Origin of the sequence: Treponema sp. UBA3813 (assembly GCA_002368605.1) — a bacterium.
Lineage (GTDB): Bacteria > Spirochaetota > Spirochaetia > Treponematales > Treponemataceae > Treponema_D.
This window is the reverse complement of record DFEB01000042.1, coordinates 1-20,521: the sequence shown is the minus strand read 5'-3', so window position 1 is coordinate 20,521 and position 20,521 is coordinate 1. Positions and strand designations below refer to the sequence as shown.

Genomic DNA, 20,521 nt, shown 5'->3' with positions numbered 1-20,521 from the left:
GCTCGATTTGCGCTACTCCGTCCACGACATCTGATGAAGTCGTGTTAGCCACGCTGGAGACATCCTTGATTTTTCGCGAGATGTTTTCTGAAAGATCGTTCGTGTCTTCCATCGTAGCGACGATTTCCTTTACCGCCGCCGCCGAGTCTTGGCTTGTCGCCGCAGTTTCTTTTGTCGCAACGGCAAGATTCTGGGTTTCCTCAAAAAGACGGTTTCCCATTTCGCGCTCTTTTTTCTGCAATGTAAGTTCCTTTTCACGCGCGCTGTTGATTTTTTCCATCATCTCCTTTTCTTTTTCATGTGCCAGACGAACTTTTTTCATTGTAGTCTGCATTTTTGAGATAAAGAGAATAATAAAGATAAAAACAAGCCACAAAAAGATTGTAGTAATTAAGAGTGCCGATATACCTTTTTCCTTACCAGCAGATACAGGTGCGGTGGCAAGGAAATACCAGTCATAGCTAGGAAGATAACAGATTGCACCGCGTTCTTTTGCATTCACCGTAAAAAGATAGACCTCAGAATTCTTCTCCCTGGCACAGGCTTTCGCCTCTTGCATGATTTTTTCAAACGGAATGTTCTTACCGTACACATCCTCTACAAGAGTCCTTGTATCCAGCAAGCTCTTGTCAATCGCACCGGTAACTTCCTTATTCTCATTGAACAAACAGCAAGTAAATGATTCATCGAGGCCCAAAAAGCACTTTTCGACAAATGTATTCAGCGTGATTCCCGTTCCCGTAATTCCCACTGGAACAGTGCCGTTTTTAACGATGGCGTTAATCCACAGCTGCATCTTTTTTATTCCGATATCATAACTCATGTTGAAAGAAAGATCTTTTTCTCCGTTAAGAGCTTGCCCGTACCAAGCGCTTTCTGGAATTGTCGGATCCAGTGTATACACATATTCGCCATTGTAATAGTATTGCTTGTCTACATCAGAAAGCCAAAATATATTATTTGAAGAAAAAGCGGACTGATAGCTGTTCAATTCTTCAAGGGCTGTCGGCCGAAAAACAGTGTCTGACGGATTTTGAAAAAAATTAATGATAAGCGGAGATGTTATCAGTTTTTTTGCGATAGCAATATCAGTCTGAATGTCATTTTCCAGTGTTATGCCACGAACAGAAATCTCTTTTCGAAGAATCTGCGATATATTACGCTTTGCATTCTGATTCGAGATGATGTTATAGCCGATACAAAGAAATGCTAAAACGAGAATAATCGAAAGAACAGAAATAAAGAGATTTTTTTTATAACTCATTGCTTGCATTATTCAACTCCTCACTGATTTTTCGAACATTTTCCGCCGCGCCGGAAATATTGTCCGTCGCCACAGTGAAATTCTCCACGCCAGACGCTATTTCCTTGATTGCAATGAGAATCTGTTCGCTCGCACTCGCCTGTTGCTGGATTATGTCGGCTATATCGTCCGCGCTCTTCGCCGTGATTTCCGCCGATTTCTTTATGCTCTCAAATTTTTCGCTAAGTCCGCGCGCATTCTCATAACCAGAGTTGATTTTTTCGGTGCTGCTCTCCGAAGCGAGAATGAGCGAGTCGGAAGAATGCTGAATCTCGTTGATTTTTTCCTTGATTTCGTGCGTTCCGTCGATGATTCCGTCAGAAAGCCGGCGGATTTCGTTCGCCACGATGCGGAAAGATTTTCCTGCCTCTCCCGCCGTGGAAGCCTCTAATTCCGCATTGAAAGCGATGATTTTTGCCTGGTCGGCGACATTGTTAATCAGCGTTACGATATCCCAGATGCTCTCGATTTTCTCGCTCAGTGTCTTGATTCCATCTATCGTCTGCTGGTTTGCGTCAAAAATCTCGTGCAGCTGCTTCACATTCAGCTCGATTTGCGCTACTCCGTCCACTACATCTGATGAAGTCGTGTTAGCCACGCTGGAGACATCCTTGATTTTTCGCGAGATGTTTTCTGAAAGATCGTTCGTGTCTTCCATCGTAGCGACGATTTCCTTTACCGCCGCCGCCGAGTCTTGGCTTGTCGCCGCGGTTTCTTTTGTCGCAACGGCAAGACTCTGGGTTTCCTCAAAAAGACGGTTTCCTATTTCGTGGTCTTTTTCCTGCGCCATGTGGATTTTACTCATCGTTTCACAGAGTTTTTCACTAAATATGTTGAATCCATCTGCCACATCACCAATTTCGTTGCGACTTTTTATGTTGATTTTCTTCATTTGCCCGCTACTTCTAGCCGCAATTTCATTTGTATTTGTGCGTACAGTGTTTAACACTTCGGTAATCGGCTTCGTGATTTTCCGTGTGAGTATAATTACGATGACAATGGATACGACAAGCACTATCGTTGCGATTATAAGCATTATGCTGACAATCTTGCGCATCATCGAAAAAGCAGATTTTGCGCCCTGAACCGTGATGACGCCCCAGCTCGCCGAGTCGCCTTTAAGTTTTACTGGAGACCATGCAAGGAAAGCCTCTGTACCGTCCATGCTCGCAAGCGCAGTTCCGTTTTTTCCAGAGAGCAGGCTCTCAATCGCCTCGGTAAGTCGTGAATCTGCCTCAAAAGGCTCTTCCTTCGTAACTATGTTATTACCTTCGCGCACGACATTCCCATTCGAGTCTTTTACAGAAACCGTGTGTGTAAGAGACTTGTAATTGTATAGCTCCTCTATATATTGATTATTTGGATGGGCCATAACCACGCCTGCACCATCAATGATGAAAGAATACCTGTTCCCTTCGTTATCCGTGTATTTTCCAACGAGCGACTGCAAATAATCAAGTTTCAAGTCCACGCCGATATTTCCGATGATTTCGCTGCCATTCTTAATCGGAAAGAAAATCGAGGCACAGGGCATATTCGTTGCGATTGAATAATATGAATTTGAAACGAAAGGTTTCTTCGTCTCCAAAAGTTGCTTGAACCACCATCTATCCCGCCTGTTTCCCAAGTTTCCTGAAGAACGCCCTGTTTGAACTCCGTCCATTTGCTGGGCATAAATCGTTTCCATATACGGATTTCGTTCGACAACCGAAGCAAGAACTAAATGCTGTTTGTCCGTCTCCATAGAAATTATATCTGAGTTATAAACAAGCTCCTCAGTCAAATTATATGCGCCATCCATAAAATTCGATACGGCCTCTGCAATATAAGAAGCTGTCGCCGAATTTTCTGCATTTATCTTTGCCGTATAAGAAGAGGTGAAAGTATAAATCACGCTTCCAATAATCAGCGCCGTAAGACACACCAAAATCACAACAATCGGCAAGAGAAACTGCCACAAAATAGACCCTTTCCGTCTCATACTTTTATTACGCCTCCTTTTCATACAGACGCTTAATGTTTATCTAAATTATATCAGATAATTTTAAAATTGAAAAACAAAAAAGACAATCTCCTTTTTTGATATAAAAAAAAGCTGTCCTTTTTTTGGACAGCCCCCGAATCAATAACTTTAGCTTCAATTTTCTATACAGAAATTCCTACGGCTTCACGGATTGCGTCTGTGAGGGATTTTTTGCCCTCAAGGTGACCGTGAATGCCCGGAATCTCGACAATCAGCGGATACTGACTGCTTTTCTGCCATGCGAGAACTTCATCCTCAATCATGGCAGAAATATCCTCTGTCAAAATCAGAATTTTCGGTCGTTCATCCACAGGAACGCTCTCAGCACCGCCACTTCCCGTGACACGGTGGAATGCGTCCAAAGCCTCAGGGCGGTTAAGAGCAACTGCCCCGTCCACGCCCACGAGCTTAAATCCGAGAATAATTTCCCTTTCTGCGATGACGAAATATTCCATACCGAATTACAAAATGATAAGCAATGCTACGAGGAAGCCCCAGAGACATATACCTTCAGCAAGACCTACGAATGGAAGAGCCTTACCAGAAAGCTCTGCGTTTTCGCTCATTGCACCCATTGCGGCAGCACCGATTTTTCCTACAGCCATACCGCCTGCGATACAAGCCAAGCCAACTGCAAGACCAGCGGCGATGTACTTGAATGCAGAAGAATCAGTTTTTTCTGCAGGAGAGGCCTCAGCATTGTTCTGAGCAACCTGAGTCGTCTGAGAGACCGGCTGAGCCTCATTTGCATCCTGAGCGATTGCGCCAAAAAGAGCGAATCCTGTAAGAAGGGCTGCGACCAACATAATTTTTTTGTTCATAACAAAACCTCACTTATATAATGTCATGCTGAACTTGATTCAGCATCTATTTATAATCAAACGAGAAAGGCTTAAACTCCCTGCCCGTTTCATTGAAGAATTTAGAGAAGAACTCATAGTATTGCAATCGGATAACCTGAATCGCAACAATCATGCCCTCAAGGACGACGACAATTCCGTTTCCGATAATCATAACCAAAAGATAAGCCGGTCCCGCCATCTCAGAAAGAGTGAGGATGATGAAGCCCAAGACCGCGTGAGCCAAACCAAAGGCACCCACACGGATGAAACTGATTGAGTTGGACATATAGCTGATAAGAGTTTCCAGAAGCTCTACCACAGCCTCGATGATTCCAGCAAAAAGTCCGTTCTCAAAAATCGGTTTTTCGTGTTCCAAGGCCCGGTGAATCGGCTCACAGAAAATCGTAAGCAGAAGGGTAACGGCAATGACCGTGATGTCCGCGCTGTCGATGGCGTGACCTGCGACAATCATCCTGATGACCATAACCACCACATACCAGAAGAAAAGGGCACCGGAAAGCGCGTTCTTTCCAAACAAAGCCTTTCCCACCCTATGCAAGAGCAGATTATTGATGATATTGATTACAAGGCCGATTGAATTGATGATAAAGCCCACGCCCACAGTAACGCCGAAGAACATGAACATGGTTTTGATTGAAGAAGCGCTTCCGTCGGGCATAAGTTTCAGGATTGGCGCATGGGGATTTCCAAAAAGACCTGTAATTGCCTCAGCCACCGGCTCCAAAACCTTCTCCGTGCCGAAGAATTCACCGGTGAGAATACCCATAATCATGCTGGAACAGCCGATTGCCATGAAAATTGGCGCGAATTTATTCCAACCGCCGACTTTGACCACTTTGAGGCTCATTAAGATTCCAACCAAAAGGAAGATAAAGCCCTGTCCCGCGTCACCGAACATGATTCCAAAGAGAAGAGTAAAGAAAAGGGCGACGAAAGGAGTAGGATCAATGGCTCCGTAAACCGGCGAGCCGTAGCTGAAAATCATGCGCTCAAAGGCACCAACCAATTTTCCGTGCTTGAGCCGGACAGGTACCTGCTCCGTGCCGTTTAAAACAGAAGGAACTTCATGAGGATTGTAAACCCGGATTGCAATTCTGCCCTCGGTGAGTTTGTCCATTTCCTTCATCATTGAGTGACAATCACTGCCTGGAATCCAGCCCGTGATTCGGTAAACAAGACTGGTAGACTCAAGGCTGTTCTGTACATCAACGATTTGAGCAGCAATTGCAAAAGAAGCCAGTAATGAGCGGAGCAAGTCTTCATGAGTGCTTGCCATGTTCTTTTTTTCTTCTTCTATATAATCAATTGCCTTTTGACTTTCTGCTAATTTTGATTCAAGACCACTCAGCACATCATCGGGAACGCCCTTAAAATCAGCGGGAATCTCAAAGGGAACGAAACCGAATTTCTTAAGCTCAGTGTCTAATGAAAAACGCGCCTTTTTAGAACTTGCCGCCATGATTTTTGATTTATCATCGCCAAGAGGAACGACAATGGCGCGGTTTCCCACAGCAATTGAAAGCTCATCAAAGGAAGCCGGGTCGATTTTACCGATTTTAAGAGAAAGAAATGAAAGATGATCAAGTTCAGAGAAAGGAACTTTGAGATTTTTGAAAGACTCGGCCTCTTCTTTTGACTCTTTGACCCGGCGAAGTTCATCGGCAGCCTGTGTCTGTCTTTTTTTGAGTTCTTCCACATCAGCAAGGAATTTTTCTGCAAGTTCCCTTTCTTTTTCGCCGGCACAAGAAGCCGATTTTAAGTCAGCGGAGTCAATGTCATTTATATTGAGGAAAGAGCGGGCATCCTGCAATTTGACGAACAAATCACGCTCAGGATTTTCATTTTTTGAGTCAGAATCACCGCCTTTTTTGTTCTGAAACTGAAATGTGCCTTTTTTTCCTAAAAATTCAAGCACAGAGCGGATGTCATCCTTCATGACCATCAGCTCAACTAAGTTCATGGGTGTCGTTCTTGCCATAACCTACTCCTTAACGCCTTGCGCTGACGCATATCCGGCAACGCTCATCACATGCTCAGATTCAACGCCAAGTCGCAGCCCTTCTGCCACCGCACGAATGCAATCAAGCTCGTACTGCTTTATTCTAAACCAAGAAACCAAACTTGTCACACTCATAGGGTCCTTATGGAAAAATCGTTTGTAAGACTTCGCAAGATAATTTTTAAGGCTGCGCTCAATCCATGTGGGATCGATTTCCCAGACGACGCCTTCTTCATGGGGATTCAAAAATTCCGCGTACTTCCAGCTTTTCCAGTCATCGTAAGAAGAGATGTCTTTATTGAGGATTGCCACCGCCTCACGAACCAGAACATCACCCTTATTCTTGTGGCTCGTGCTGTAAACAAGATGATCCAGAATCTCCTCGTTTGAAAAATGATAGTAAACCTTGAGACGAAGCACCCAGAGGATATTTTTAAAAGAAATTTCTGTTTTGTAGAGCCGGGCCAGATATGTGCGGTCATTTCCTTTGAGTGAGGAAACCGCATTCCACAAAGCCATTATTCGCTGCCGGTCAGAAGCCGGATTTGAGCTTTCGGAATTCTCGTATTCGTAAAAAGAAAGAATTTCAGAAAGGATTGGCGAAGGCTTGTCATATTCAGAAAGAAGATTTTTATAGAGAGAAATGAAATTTTCCGCCGCCTTAGTTTCGATTTCCTTTGAGAGCAGCACTTCCGGAACAGGAGGAATGTCATCATCAAACAAAAGTGTGTAAAGCTCACGCAAAGACTGCACCGAAAAGAGTTTTGCAGCCCGTTCGCCGGTGAAAGATTTTGAGAGAAGCGCACTTGCCTTTGCATAGACAAAACTAGAAGCTGCCGAAGTATCCAAACTGCCCATAGCGCGACCTATTTTGCAAGAACCGAGTCAAGGAATGAATTGAAAGCTTTGACATCAAGCGCACTCTCTGAAATCCGCTTTTTATAAGAAGAGATTTCTTCCTGATTTTTATCGTCCAGGGAAGCCGTTCTTTGAGCGTAGTTCTGCTCGCACTCAGCGACGATTTTTTCGTATTCTGATTTAAACTGGGAATCAGCCTGAGCCTTTGCCTGAGCAATTTTTTTGTCGGCATCAAGTTGTGCCTGCGAAGTCAATTCCGTTGCTTTTTGCTCAACTTCCAAAAGATGGCTGATTGTATTAACTTCTTTTTCAGACATGATTCACCTCAAATAAACAGTGAATCTAGTTTAACAAAGATTCCTCTGAATTGCAAATAAAATTGTATATTTCTGAAGACGATTTTAAGGAAAGAAGATTTTTTACAAAATCGGGAATTTGGAGGACTGTTGCCAGTTGTTTTAAAATCTGAATATGATGCTCAGTTTCATTTTCGCCGCCGATAATCATGAAAACAACATGAACAGGAGCTTTGTCGAGAGAATCATAATCGATTCCTTCCTGACTGATTCCGATTGCGCCCACAGCACCATGCATAGAGGGAATAAGAGCGTGAGGAATGGCAACCGAATGCATGATTCCGGTGGTCATTTTAGACTCACGCTCGTTAAGGCAATCCAATGCCTCTTGTTTATTGAATTTCGGATGATGGGAATGAATGGTTTCGACAAGTTCTTCAAAAAGTTCGTCTTTTTCTGTGCTTGAAAGATTGAGCACAATCGTGTCTTTCGGAAAAATTTCTCGTAAAACCACAAATTCCCTCGATTACTTTTTATTACTGTGCGGCAGCTTCTGTAACAGGAGCGCTTGTTTCTGCAGGAGCAGTTTCTTCTGTCTTTGAAGAATCATCCCACCATTTGCCTTCTGAAGCCTGCGGCAATACAGTTTCAGCGCTTGTCTCTTCGACCTTTCCGGCAGCCTCGGCAGCAGCACGCAAATCAGCGTCTGTAGAATCAGCCTGAGACGGAAGAGCTTTTGCGATTGCAAAAGTAACGATAAAGAACAAGACGACGAACACGACAGTAGCTTTTGTAAGAACCGAAGCTGAATGTGAACCGAATGCGGCAGAATTTCCGCCACCAAGCAAACCGCCCATTCCGCTGTTATCCTGATCCTGAACAAGAATAAGCAAGACGAGAAGAACACAAAGAATTACAAATGCAACGATGAGCACGCCTCTAATAATATCCATTTTTTTCTCCAAAGAATGAAAACAATTATAAATAGTAGAAAACATTTTATAGAAATCCGTGCTTGTAGTCAATAACAGAAACCCGTGCTTTTTGTAATCATAGGGAATTTACCGGCATATCAGTGCAGATTAATTACATTCTTTTTGACATATATTGAATTCAGGCTTAAAATAATAGAGTAATAAAAATACAAATCAGGAGAAAATTCATGCGGTCTAAATATGTGGCTGGAAACTGGAAAATGAATATGGACAAAGCGAGTGCCATTGAGCTCGCAAAAGGATTGGTAGAATCCGTAAAAGGATTGAATGCAAAATACATGATAGCCCCACCATTCGTTTACCTTGACGCAGTATATCAGGTCATTAAGGGCTCAAATATTATCCTTGGTGCTCAAGACATGGCTGCCACAAAGAACGGAGCGCACACTGGAGCGGTTTCTGGCGAAATGCTCAAAGACATCGGTGTCGAAACGGTCATTCTCGGTCACTCAGAACGGCGCTACGAATTCTACGAAAACGATGCTCTCATCAACAAAAAAATCCATCTTGCTTTGGAATCAGGTCTTGATGTAGTTCTTTGTATCGGAGAACTTTCTTCTCACCGAATCGTCGGCGTCACAGAGAGAATCTGCGAGCTTCAGATTCGCGAAGGTCTCAAAGATGTAAGCGAGGAGCAGCTTTCTCACATTTCAATCGCTTACGAACCGGTCTGGGCTATCGGTACAGGTAAAACAGCAACACCTGAGGAAGCGCAGGCAGTTCACGCTTCTGTCCGCTCAGTTATCACCCGCCTTTACAGTCCAAAAGCCGCAGAAGAAATCAAAATCCTCTACGGTGGCTCAATGAACGATGCTAATGCAGAGGAATTGCTCGCCCAGCCAGACATTGACGGCGGCTTAATTGGCGGCGCCTCCCTTAAAGTCGACAAATTCACGACAATCTGTAAATTCGCAAGCAAGTAAGCTGTAACTTACGATACATAAAAAAATCCTGCTCAATCGAGCAGGATTTTTTGTTTTAACTTCCTGAATTATTTCGTAGCCAAGATTGCAATGCCTGGGAGTGTTTTGCCTTCGAGGAATTCGAGGGAAGCGCCGCCGCCAGTTGAAACATGGCTCATTTTGTCTGCCAGGTGGAATTTATTTACAGCTGCGACTGAGTCACCGCCACCAACGACAGTCATTGCGCCTCGGCCTGTAGCGTCTGCAACCAGCTGGGCCACAGTAGCAGTTCCCTTTGCGAAGGCATCAAATTCAAATACGCCCACCGGTCCGTTCCATACAACAGACTTGGCTGTAGAAAGAACTTCCTTGTAAAGCTCAATTGTCTTTGGGCCGACATCCATAGCCATGAGATTGTCAGGAATGTCTACGCCGTCAACTGCCACTGGAGTTGCGTTAGCGTCGAATTTGTCTGCGGCAACATGGTCAACCGGGAGAACGATTTTAACGCCTTTTGCTTCTGCGTCAGCGAGCAATTTTTTTGCTGTATCGATGAAGTCATCCTCAACCAAAGAGATACCGACTTTGTGTCCCTGTGCTTTGAGGAAGGTGTAAGCCATACCGCCGCCGATAACGAGGGCAGAAGCATTTTTCAAGAGAGACTCCAAAACAGCAATTTTTGAAGAAACCTTTGCACCACCGATGATAGCAACCTGTGGTTTTGGTGGGTTCTCAACCATTGGCTGGATGTATTTAACTTCTTTTTCCATAAGGAAGCCGCCAACAGATGGAACCGGCATGAATTTTGCGATAGAAGCTGTAGAAGCCTGGTCGCGGTGAGCTGTACCGAATGCGTCGTTTACGAAAATGTCACCGTAAGTAGCAAGCTCTTTTGCCATTACGTCGCGCTCAGCTGCGTCTTTTGAAGTCTCTTCTTTGTGGAAGCGGACATTCTCAAGCATTGCGACAGCACCCTCTGGGAGAGCGTCGATTGCAGCCTTCTGGCCGAGAGCATCTGGCAAGAATGTGACATCTTTGCCGAGTTTTTTTGCGAAATACTCAACGACCGGCTTCATGCGGTTTTTGCCGTTGATGAATTTTTCTGCATCTTCAGAAGTCCATGTTTTTCCGGCTTTTTCTGCCTTTTCCTGAGCCTTTTTAACATCCTTTTTCGGATCGCCCAAGTGGCTCATAAGAACGAGCGAACGGGGATTCTGCTCAAGAATATACTTAATGGTAGGAAGTGCTGCCATAATTCGAGTGTCATCCTGAACGACACCGTCTTTCATAGGAACATTGAAATCAACGCGCATGATAATGCGTTTGCCTTTGAGGTCAACATCTTTTACTGTCTTAATCATCTGTAAAAACTCCTTTTATAAAAGTCAGAATTTAGTTTACACCGTTTTTAATACAAATTCAATCGAAATTCCTCACAGACAGGGAGCGTTAAAAAATTGCACGGTAATTTCAGCGATTCTCCGAGGCAACTATCTTGCGCAGGCTTAAGACTTCACAGAGAGTTTTTCCATTATTTTTTCCCTGTGGTCTCTGTGCCCTCTGTGAGAAATTTACTATAATATTTCCATGTTCAATCCTACGGAAATCATTTTTGCCACCACTACGGCTTGTAACTTGCACTGCCCCCACTGCTTTATCAAACGGGCTCCTTCTTCTCTCAAGGCGGAACAAGCCCTTTCTTTTTTGCAGAGCGTCCGCGAGTCCGAGAATTCTCAGATTGAGCGAATCGGTTTTTCTGGCGGCGAGCCTTTTTTGTGCTTAGATTTTCTCTGCCAAGTGATTAAAGCGTCAGTGGACTATGATTTCATGTTCGACCGTATCATGACTAACGGCGACTGGTGGAAAAGCGAGGAAGATTTGCGCTCCAGCCTGCAAAAAGTCTATGACTCAGGCTACGACGGCAAAATCTGTCTCAGCTACGACACTTTCCACGGCCAGAGCGAAGAGCGGGCCGCCACATTCATTCAAAGTGCTTGGGAAATTTTCGGCGGAGATTCAGTGGAAATCCAAAGCGTGAAAAATGAGGGGGACGGTTCGGGCACAGCCCTCTCCGAGACTCGCTCAAAACCTACCTCGCAGGTTTTGCCGGCTATGCCGTCGCTCCCTACCCCCGTAACGCCCCCGAATGTCCCGCAAATGCTTCGCTTTCTTGCAAACCGTTTGAATCTTGATTACGTAGAAAATCTCTCAAAATCCGGACGGGGAATAGCCACACTCACAGACGAAGAGCATTTTCTCCCGGCCTACATCCAGACAGAGTGCTATCAATCTTCGGATGCAAGGGCTTTTAAAGACAAGGAATGGTTTGAGGACGACTTCTGCGAGTCCATGGGTCAGATTCTCTTCGTTCATGCCACAGGCGACATCGCTCCCTGCTGCGGCTTTGCCAACGAGAACACAAAACTCTTAATCGGAAAAATCACGGATACTTTCGACACTGTGCTCCAAAAATCCAGGGAAAACAAAATGGTCTCGATTTGCTTTGAGAAAGGGCTTTCAAGCCTGATTAAAACTCTTCAAAAAAAAGGAAAACTCCCCCAAGGGAAAACAAGCGACATCTGTACTTTCTGCGATTTTGTAATGCAGAATTTGTAATGATGAATTACTTTATTTTTCTTACGCTTTCATCGAATTCGGCCCCGCTCACTTCCTTTTCGGCTCCAAAGTCAATTCCGTCTTCCAGGTGCATGATTTCGTTCTCGACGCAGCCCAGCACTGCGTCAAAGTCAGGGGAACCAAGTTTTACATCCCCCACAGGGCTTCTCATTCTTCTTGCTTTATACACATCCGAATACTTTGTGAGATTTTGGGGACTATTCTTCCGCTGATTATAGAGATTCCACAAAAAACGGGCGGCAATAAGACGGGTCACGACTGTATTTTTAGAAACAGCATTATCGGCGTCCAAGGGCTGAGAGACAGGATTTAAAAGCCCGCCTCCCGCGACCTTGTTGTAAAGTTCCTTGTCAGAAACCTGCTTTCCCACCGTGTAATTATAGAGAAGATCCGGGCTTTGGTTGGCAAGCAAAAGCATCTGCATGACAGTGAGATTTTTAAGCGCAAGCAACTGGGCAGAGCGAGAATCTTTGTCACCAGAAAGATTTCTTAAATTCCAGCTTGTGTCACGGAGAGAGCCGTAAGCCGAGCGATAAAAAGAATCAAGGGAAAGAAAAGCCTCGTCAAAGGAAGCCAAGGCCGAAGCGTAATTCTGGGACGCATAATTCATAAGGGCAAGTTCAAGATTAAGCAGGGATTTATCCGAGAAAAGTTTCATTTTTTCGGTTAAATCCTTTTCAAGGCCGAGCCTGCTCGCAAGAATCAGAGCGCGCGCGTCTCCCTTAAAGCTTTGAAGAGAAGATTCATAATATTTTTTTGACTGGCCTTTGTTTCCTAGATCAAAGGCGGCGCATCCTGCAATGGCATACAAGCGGGCGACAATGGCTTTTTTAAGAGAAAGATCCTTTAAATTTGTCTCGATGTCAGAAATCAATTTTTCGCCAGATTTTTGCCATTCTTTTGCATGGGAAGATTCCGTGCCCTCGTAAAACTGAGCGTCAAAAAGAGCGAAGCGACTCTCGAAGGCAGAAATTTCCGCACTTGAAGAAACTGCATCAATATAAACATCATCCTGCATGGAGGCACAGGATGCGAAAAGCAGGAGAAGAAGCCCTGCAAAGAAAAAAGCCTTGAGGGGGCGTTGCGGGGGAAAGTCCGCAGAGGGGGTAGCGTAAAACGCGCCAGCGTTTGAAGCGAGGGGGAGACTTCCCCCTTTTAATTTCACATTTTTCATTTCCAACTCCTCATTCTGCATCATAAATTACCGAACTTTCCATGCAACCAGTTTTTTATCGATAGTAAGGGCGATACATTCGCCGATTTTGTCTCCGTTTACATCTGCAAAGACAGGTTTTCCCCAGCCAGTAAGCGGATACCCCGAAAGAAGCTCCAGATTTTCGTTAAATCCGTAAATCACATTCGCGTCCGCGCAGACAAAAACGCTTATCTTTCCGTTACGCTCGCTGTCGCGCACACAAAGATAGCCTTCTTTTGCCCTTGAATTCGGAATTTGAACAGTGAGCATAGAGCCGTCAAGGGAAATCCTGTACAAAAGGGCATCGCTTGAAAGAGCATAGAAGTATTTTTCGCTCGCAACGACATTTGTCATAAAAACTCCGCCGATTCGTTTTGGGAAGCCTTCGATTTGTGAGCCATCGCTTGAATCAGCGCGCCAGACATTCATTTCGCCAGCCTGGGTCACAAAGCCGATGTAGGTTTTTCCGCCAGATTTCAAAAGAGCAGGAGAACCAAGGGCAATTCCCGGAATCTCAAAGGGAGCGTCCGCGTTGAGACATTTGTCGCCTTCAAAATAGTAGATTTTTCCTAAAAAGCCTTTGCTGTAAAGTGCGAAACTCTTTCCGCCAGCAAGTGCGACTGGCTCAGACTTTGCAGACAGACCGGGGATTTCAATCGTGATGAGAGAGGCGTCCGGCTTTACGATAAGAACCGAGCCCCGTTCCGAAATGACTACGAGATTCTCGCCAACAGCACAGGGACGGCAGGTCACAGTCTCACCGAGCATAATGGGGAATTTCTGCACTGGCTCCAAAGAGGCGTTTAAGAGAGAGACCATGCCATGTGATGTCACTGACCACAAGAAACCACCGTTCTTTGATTTTTCGCTGGCAACAATGCTTATGCTGTCGGAATCGGCCTTTGAGGAAATTTGCATACTTGAGACATCGAGGGATTTAATCGTGTTTGCGTTTTCGACCCAATAGACATGCTGGGGGCTTTTTCCAGAATCTACTTGCAGGTTTCCAGAGTCAAGTCGGCCCTCCAGCAAGATGGGGAATCCCGGAACCGCGTATAAACTGCCGCTCTTTCGGGCACAAGCATGGAGTGAAAGCTCAAGCACACTTTTTTCTGTGCGGGCATCAAAGCGACCCATGGTGTAAAGCTGCAATACTTTTGAGAAAGAGGCATTTGAGCGCAGGAAGAAAGGAATGCTGCGCTCCAGATTGTAAAAAAGGGAAAGGGAGGCTTCGTTTTTCTGCCCTTCGGAAATTGCCTGATAATTTTTGCTTTTGACCAGAGATTTTCCTGAATGAGCGTTTGTGTAGACAGCTGAAAGACATTCAGGGCTCTCGGAGAAATAAATCGTTCCGTCAAGAACCATAAAATAAGGAGTCGGCAAATCAATACCGACGACCGAAAGCATCCAGTTCAAAAAAGCAGGAAATTGCAGGCGCGGAAGACGAACCCCGCCCAAAATAAGGGAATTATCATCTTTAATCAAAACAGAAGAAGTTAGTTTATTAAAGACCTGCTGTCTTTGTTTTTCGTCCCTGACCTGAAGGGCAAAAACCGGGTCGTTCTGATTTTCGATACCAAGAACTGCGAATTCACTCCCTGTCCAAGAGAAAAGGAATTCGTTCAAATCCATATTGAGGAGAGTTTTTGACCAGTCATCACAATCTTTCCAGAATTCTTCGGGATTTTTCACGCTGGGAATAAAGGGAAGAACAGCTTCTTTGAGTTCTTCAAGAGTACCTGCATTTAAAATCGTGTAATATTGGGTGATGTCAGAAAGGCGCGTGAGGAAAGACGGTGCGGTAGATTTTTTCGCGAGAATCGGAGCGAGGGAGCGGGAATCTTCCTCGGCAGAAGAAACAGGAAGCCGGCATTTTAGGAAAACATCTGAATCAGAAATTGAAAAAGAGATGACGCTCAAAGAATCCGAGGAAATAATAGCCGACATTGACGAGAGGATTTCGTTTCCTTCGGTAAAAGTGTTCATCAGAGAATGGGCATCCGCGACAATTCTAAGTTCTCCTTTTGAGTTTCCTTTGAAGAGTTTTTTCTGCTCGTCGGTATATGTCGTGTCATTGGCAACCAGGCTTGCCGTCAGCAAATGCTCAAAGGAATCAGAGGCAATCACAAGATTTTTGACCGCCTTGAAGTAAATTTTTAGTGAGTTTTGAAGAAGCCTGCCCTTTTCGTCTCGTTTTGCGGGAATTTCATAGACAAAGTAAGAAGTCTGTTCGTTCGTATCATAAGAAAGATTCTCGACAGTCAGATTCAACTTGGGATACATAAAAGCACCCGTGCGGGTAAGCAGGGAGAACATGCCGAGATTAACGACCGCGACAAAATGAGAGTCCTCGCCGATTTTTGTTCCTGAGCCATACAGAGCAAAATCCACCGGCCGGGAAGCCACAAATTGAAAAAAGGGATTTTCACGCAAGGGAGATGAGCGAAAATCCATGAAAGTCTTACGAACAGAAGAAAATTCCGGAGAAGAAAGAAAAACATCCGCCGCCTGCAAGTCAAAAAAAGGATTCACCGTGTCAAAGGCAGAATCAGTGCGTACATAAATAGAATAATTCCGCGGAATTGAGGCAAGCGAAGACCGGCGGTCAAAAGCCGAAAAAGCAAGCGCAGCGGCAAGAAGCACGACCAGCGTGAGAATAATCGTTACAATAGAAAAGAAAAAACGAACAAAGGGATTCCGTTTTTTGGGGGCTTGATTTTCAGGCGCATTTTCAGCGGCGGGATTACTTTCTGCAGGAGTTTCTATTTCATTTAATGCAGTGACATTTTCTGATTCAGTACGATTTTCTTCCATTCTTCAATTTTTAAATAATAAGCAGATTTTGTCAATGTAAAAAAAAGCCCCGCCCACAGAAGATGCAGGCGGGGAAGGTTAAACAGATGATGATTTACTCGCTTAGTGCAATAGCAAAGAGATAGGTTTCACCTTTTCCTTTTGCTATGGTATGAGAACCCGCAGCAATGGTTGTCGTGTAATAATACTGCTCTGTTGTAGCACTCGATGAAGAAGCAACTGTAGAACCACCAATCAATGTATATTTTGTTCCGTCTATCGAAACCTGAATCTCACTTGTCTTCTTTACCTTCATATAAACCGTAAGTGTAAGTTTCTTGGCAGTCGTGAAACTTACGCTTCCACCAGAATCAAGCTTTACACATGCGCTGTAAGGGATTGAACCTATAGTATATGAGCCTTTGTCAGTTGCAATACTTCCTGCAACAGTGAAGGCAGAGTCACTTGCACCGTCTTTTGTGAATGAACAGAAACTACTTCCGACATTTCCGCCTTCTTCTGCTTCGCTGTATTTGCTTACCACAGTCGTAATTTTTCCGCTTCCGCTCACCGTTACGGAAATAGTCGCCGCATTGCCTTCGGCATTCGTACAGGTGATTGTCGCCGAACCCGCTGCATTAGATGTGATGACAATCCCCTCATCTGTGATTTCTGCACTTGCGATTGCATTAGAACTGTTGGTTACATTTGACGCGATCAAACCAAGCTCAGAGTCGGTGTTTGCAATCGTTACGGTCTGACCTATAAAATTGTTTTCCACGAAAGTCAGACTTGAAATCTTTGCGGCAGAGCTTGCACTTCCAACAATCTTATACATTCCTGCCGCAATCTCAAGGGAAACAGAACCGCTCTTATTGACGAGAGCCGTTCCAGATTCACTTCCGTTCTTCGAGACCGTAAAAACAGCAGCAGCATTGCTTCCAGTCTCAAACGAAAGCATATAACTTTTTTCCGTACGGAAATAAATCGCTCCAGATGAAGAATCCTGTTTTACATTCGCACCGTTTCCGTCAATTTTACAAGTCACCATAATTCCGGATTTTGTCTGAAGAATTCCAGCCTCTTGCTTTTCAAAGAGATTTCCAGAAACAAGGTTATAAGTCTTCTCTTCAATTGCGGTCAATGCGGACACATCGATTACCACAGCTTTTTTAATCGTATTTGTAAGAGAACCGTCCGCAGCAACAGTGACCGTAAGCGTCGCTGCATTACCATCAGAGTCGGCACAAGTAATCGTTGCGCTCCCCTTTGCGACAGATGTTATTTTAATACAATCCTCGTCACAACTCGCTGTCGCAACAGACTCAGAGCCACTTTTCACGCTCACGGCAACAAGGCCGAGTGTATCAACCGTATTTTCTACTATGATGGTTTTAGGCTCAAAGGTAACGGCTGGCGTCTCCTCCCCGCTTGAAGATGAACTTGCAATATTTCCCTGCACGGAAACAAGTTTTCCTTCATACGCAACTACAGCAGCTTTCAAATCCTTGTCGATAGCATAACTTGCGTCTGCCTTCGTATTATCAAAAGTCCATTTAAAATCAGGATTGTGACGGCCGGAATAAGCGACAGTTTTTGCTTTTGCCGTATCAGGAGAATCAATTTCTGCCGCAGTTACGCCAAGATTTACGCTAGTATCAAAATTATCGTATGACTTTCCGCCGCTTACGGTTTTTACGGATGAAGGAAGAGTTTGCTCGCGACTTGAAACAATGTAAGCGTCAAAATCATTGTCGTCTGTATCTTCATTAGTAATAAACTGGAACTTTACGCCATTCGTATTGCATTCAGTGAATTTATTGTTGTAAGCCTTAATGATTCCGCCGTTTTCTCCAGAGAATGTTCCGTCTCCTGTTGCATCAGTTCCCTGTTTTGAAGACAACATCGGATCGTGAGCATTTCTGAAGAAGTTCCCCTCGGCAAAAATGCTTGAGTCCATTGCAGCACCGATTCCATACTTCGCATTTCCGTCAAAGTAGTTGTTATAAACATGAACGCTCATTGAACGGACACGAGGATGGCGAGAATCAGAATGGTCAAACCAGTTATGATGATAAGAAATGTAATTCGGACCAGTCTCGTCCTTCATACCGCAAAGAGAAGATTTTCCGTTATCCCAGAAATGGTTATAACTGTAAGTTTGGTATTTTGAGTCACCCTTAACATCAATTGTTCCATCGCCTTTGGCTTGATCGCCATCGCTTCCTGCATTTCCATAAAACAAATCAAGGTTGTGAACCCATGTGTACAAGTTGTCAGTATCAAGAGAAATGCTGTCATCTTTGCAGCACATAACGGCGAAATTCCTAAGCTCCACATAGCGCGAATTTCGACATAAAACGCCGAATCCGTACAATGTCGCGTCATCGCCAACACCTTCGAGTGTCAGCACAGTATCAACCTTTCCCGATCCCTTAATCTGCAAACCTTCTTCCGATGAGCCCCAGCTTGACGACGGGAAGCCGTTTGTGTCAATTTTACCGAGAATTCGAATGACAAGCGGCGCATTATTGTTGAATTCCGCATATTTCCAATATCCGCTCGTATCAACAATTTTCTGAACACCTGTAAGCTCGATAGTCTCGCCCTTATTGTTTTTATTCACCGTGAGAACGACAGAATCAAAAGTATCATTCGTAACATAAACGATAATTGCACCATCTTTAAGCCTACCATCCTTATTGTAAGCTCCTGGAACAATAGAATCAGTAAAGGCAAATCCAGTTCTTTCATGAGCAAGGACTTTCATTGTTGCGCTTGACTCTGCACTCACAGTCCCGTCCTCAAGATTTGCAGAAACGGTCATCGTATGCTCCCCTGCACTCAGACCGATTGCATCAGCCCGAATATACTCAGGATAAGTACGGATGAGCGCATCATCAATTTTAACGCCGTCAACCTTAACAGTGTATGATTTTGCGTTTGATAGCGGAGAAAATTTAATATAGGCAGTTTCAAGCCACCCTTCTGCCTCGGTAATTTGAACAGCTACATTTGAAGTTTCCGCACTCGTATCATCCAGATTCACAGAAGAACTTTCATCAGAGTCATTATACTTATCTCCTGTGTCAGTGCTTTTTGAGGTAACAGTCTTTGTTGTCTCCTTAATCCACTCTGTCGGAGCATAAACTTTGACCGCAATTATGTTTAAAGAAGCCTCAGAATCTGAGTTATAAATGATGATTGTCTTTGAGTTGAGTTCACTTCCTTCATCATCGGTAGTTTTCGTGAATGAAGGATTGAATTCGTAATCTTTTTCTGCATTTTTTAACACCCCATTAGAATCTTCTTTCCGGTAAGAAACAGAGAAAGATGTTTTCCAATCAGCCTCCGAAGAAGTAATCACTGCGTTTGCAGAAGTTTTGTCAGAAGAACCGACTTTTGCCGTCACGATGATTTTGCTCGTATTCAGCGGGACAAGGAATTTCACCCCTTTACTTTCGCTTCCGTTTTTTGAAAGCTGGATATAACCCGCATTTTTCTTTGACTTTCCAGAAAGAACGGCAACATCGCCAAATGTTCCAGAGACATCAGCAGAGGAGTCGCTTTCCGTAAATGCATAATCGGAAGCATTCCAATCAAGAATCAACCAAGAGCCATCCTCCTGCTCTTCGCCGACAGAACTTGTCCCAGTGACAATGCTCTGTGGATTACTTACCGGAGCCGTAACCGAAGAAGCATCTCCGTCAGAGCCAGAAACAGAACAGCCTAACACTAGAAGAGAAATCAACGCAGAGAGGAAGGCTGTTCTTTTTTTCAAAACTTTTTTCATTCTTTCCCCCTTTAAAAAATGAACTTTTTTATTTTCGTCACATCTTAATATATCTGAAAAATAATAAATATACCACATTTTGGACTATTAAGACTTATTTTAAAGAAAGAAATAGGAAAAAGTAAGAAAACTGCGCAATAGAGCCTTTTTTTTGCAAAAGGTATTTGATAGTGCGAACCCACATTCCGAGCAGTAGCGCAGAAATGTGCGGGAGCTTTTTGCGTAGCAATAACGCGACCTGTAGGATAAAAAGAACAATCAAATACTTCGGAAACAAAAAAAAGCACCAGCCATGGAAGACCAGTGCTTTTAATCTAATCAATCTAAGACTTAGCAGTTCTCGCTGAAGTATTTGATTGTTCTTACCATACGTCGCTGACGCGCCGTTTGCCACTAAGGAAGTTATTGACGTTTGCGCTCTCGCGCATGGGCATCTGTGAAGTGTAGCTATTTTCGTTGTCGTACCCGCGGTCGTAGCAAGCGTGCGACCGCGCGGAGCGAAAACGCGCAGCGTATTTCGCGACAGTTGAATCAAATGATAATGAAAACTCATAAAAAAAAAACCGCCGAAGCGGGTTTTTTAATCAGATAATCCTAAAATAGCTTAGCAGTTCATGGAAGCAAAGCTTCCTAACGAGAAGTATTTGATAGTGCGAACCCACAAGGCGAGCAGTGGCGCAGCCTTGTGCGGGAACGTTTTGCGTAGCAACAACGCGACCAGTAGAATAAAAAGAACAATCAAATACTTCATAAAACAAAAAAGCACCACCAAAACGGTGATGCCTTTTTATCAAATCAATCTAAAAATTAACAATTCTCGCTGAAGTATTTGATTGTGCGAACCATCTGAGATGTGTATGAGTT

The 20,521-nt window shown here is 44.2% G+C and carries 15 protein-coding genes; 2 read left to right on the top strand and 13 right to left on the bottom strand.

Going from position 1 to position 20,521, the window contains the following annotated elements; all coding sequences use genetic code 11:
• The 9 genes from B2089_RS07365 to secG all read right to left on the bottom strand — a co-directional run.
• Positions 1-1,273: hypothetical protein (locus B2089_RS07365; RefSeq protein WP_296686554.1), on the bottom strand; the 1,273-nt coding region annotated here is incomplete at its 3' end.
• Positions 1,254-3,284, bottom strand: coding sequence for a methyl-accepting chemotaxis protein (locus B2089_RS07360; protein WP_296686551.1), 2,031 nt, complete (start codon positions 3,282-3,284; stop codon positions 1,254-1,256). The genes B2089_RS07365 and B2089_RS07360, both read right to left, overlap by 20 nt.
• A 164-nt stretch (positions 3,285-3,448) precedes the next feature.
• Positions 3,449-3,781 (bottom strand): V-type ATP synthase subunit F, encoded by a 333-nt coding sequence (locus B2089_RS07355; protein WP_296321923.1) that lies wholly within the window; start codon positions 3,779-3,781, stop codon positions 3,449-3,451.
• A 6-nt stretch (positions 3,782-3,787) separates the two neighbouring features.
• On the bottom strand, positions 3,788-4,147 hold the full coding sequence (locus B2089_RS07350; protein ID WP_296321926.1) for an ATP synthase subunit C: 360 nt from the start codon (positions 4,145-4,147) through the stop codon (positions 3,788-3,790).
• A 46-nt stretch (positions 4,148-4,193) separates the two neighbouring features.
• The gene (locus B2089_RS07345; protein WP_296321928.1) at positions 4,194-6,167 is read right to left on the bottom strand and encodes a V-type ATP synthase subunit I; all 1,974 of its coding nucleotides are present in this window, start codon (positions 6,165-6,167) and stop codon (positions 4,194-4,196) included.
• 3 nt (positions 6,168-6,170) lie between these two features.
• Entirely contained in the window at positions 6,171-7,046 is an 876-nt protein-coding gene (locus tag B2089_RS07340; RefSeq protein WP_296321931.1) for a V0D/AC39 family V-type ATPase subunit, read from the bottom strand.
• Positions 7,047-7,054: 8 nt separating this feature from the next.
• Entirely contained in the window at positions 7,055-7,363 is a 309-nt protein-coding gene (locus B2089_RS07335) for a hypothetical protein (RefSeq protein ID WP_296321935.1), read from the bottom strand.
• 25 nt (positions 7,364-7,388) lie between these two features.
• Positions 7,389-7,856 (bottom strand): PTS sugar transporter subunit IIA, encoded by a 468-nt coding sequence (locus tag B2089_RS07330; RefSeq protein ID WP_296321938.1) that lies wholly within the window; start codon positions 7,854-7,856, stop codon positions 7,389-7,391.
• A gap of 22 nt (positions 7,857-7,878) precedes the next feature.
• Positions 7,879-8,295, bottom strand: coding sequence for a preprotein translocase subunit SecG (secG, locus tag B2089_RS07325; protein ID WP_296321948.1), 417 nt, complete (start codon positions 8,293-8,295; stop codon positions 7,879-7,881).
• Positions 8,296-8,504: 209 nt separating this feature from the next.
• Here secG and tpiA point away from each other — a divergent pair, with 209 nt between their 5' ends.
• Entirely contained in the window at positions 8,505-9,260 is a 756-nt protein-coding gene (gene tpiA, locus B2089_RS07320; RefSeq protein WP_296321950.1) for a triose-phosphate isomerase, read from the top strand.
• Positions 9,261-9,328: 68 nt separating this feature from the next.
• Here tpiA and B2089_RS07315 read toward each other — a convergent pair whose 3' ends face one another.
• Positions 9,329-10,600 carry a phosphoglycerate kinase gene (locus B2089_RS07315; RefSeq protein ID WP_296321953.1) on the bottom strand — a complete coding sequence of 424 codons (1,272 nt, stop codon included), beginning with the start codon at positions 10,598-10,600 and terminating at the stop codon, positions 9,329-9,331.
• A 226-nt stretch (positions 10,601-10,826) separates the two neighbouring features.
• Here B2089_RS07315 and B2089_RS07310 point away from each other — a divergent pair, with 226 nt between their 5' ends.
• On the top strand, positions 10,827-11,855 hold the full coding sequence (locus tag B2089_RS07310) for a radical SAM protein (RefSeq protein WP_296321955.1): 1,029 nt from the start codon (positions 10,827-10,829) through the stop codon (positions 11,853-11,855).
• A gap of 7 nt (positions 11,856-11,862) precedes the next feature.
• Here B2089_RS07310 and B2089_RS07305 read toward each other — a convergent pair whose 3' ends face one another.
• The 3 genes from B2089_RS07305 to B2089_RS07295 all read right to left on the bottom strand — a co-directional run bounded on the left by B2089_RS07305 (position 11,863) and on the right by B2089_RS07295 (position 19,657).
• The gene (locus tag B2089_RS07305) at positions 11,863-13,050 is read right to left on the bottom strand and encodes a hypothetical protein (RefSeq protein WP_296321958.1); all 1,188 of its coding nucleotides are present in this window, start codon (positions 13,048-13,050) and stop codon (positions 11,863-11,865) included.
• A 27-nt stretch (positions 13,051-13,077) separates the two neighbouring features.
• Entirely contained in the window at positions 13,078-15,885 is a 2,808-nt protein-coding gene (locus tag B2089_RS07300; RefSeq protein ID WP_296321961.1) for a hypothetical protein, read from the bottom strand.
• 94 nt (positions 15,886-15,979) lie between these two features.
• Positions 15,980-19,657: a hypothetical protein gene (locus tag B2089_RS07295; protein WP_296321965.1), complete on the bottom strand. Its 3,678-nt coding sequence runs from the start codon at positions 19,655-19,657 to the stop codon at positions 15,980-15,982.
• Between the last annotated feature and the right edge of the window lie 864 nt (positions 19,658-20,521).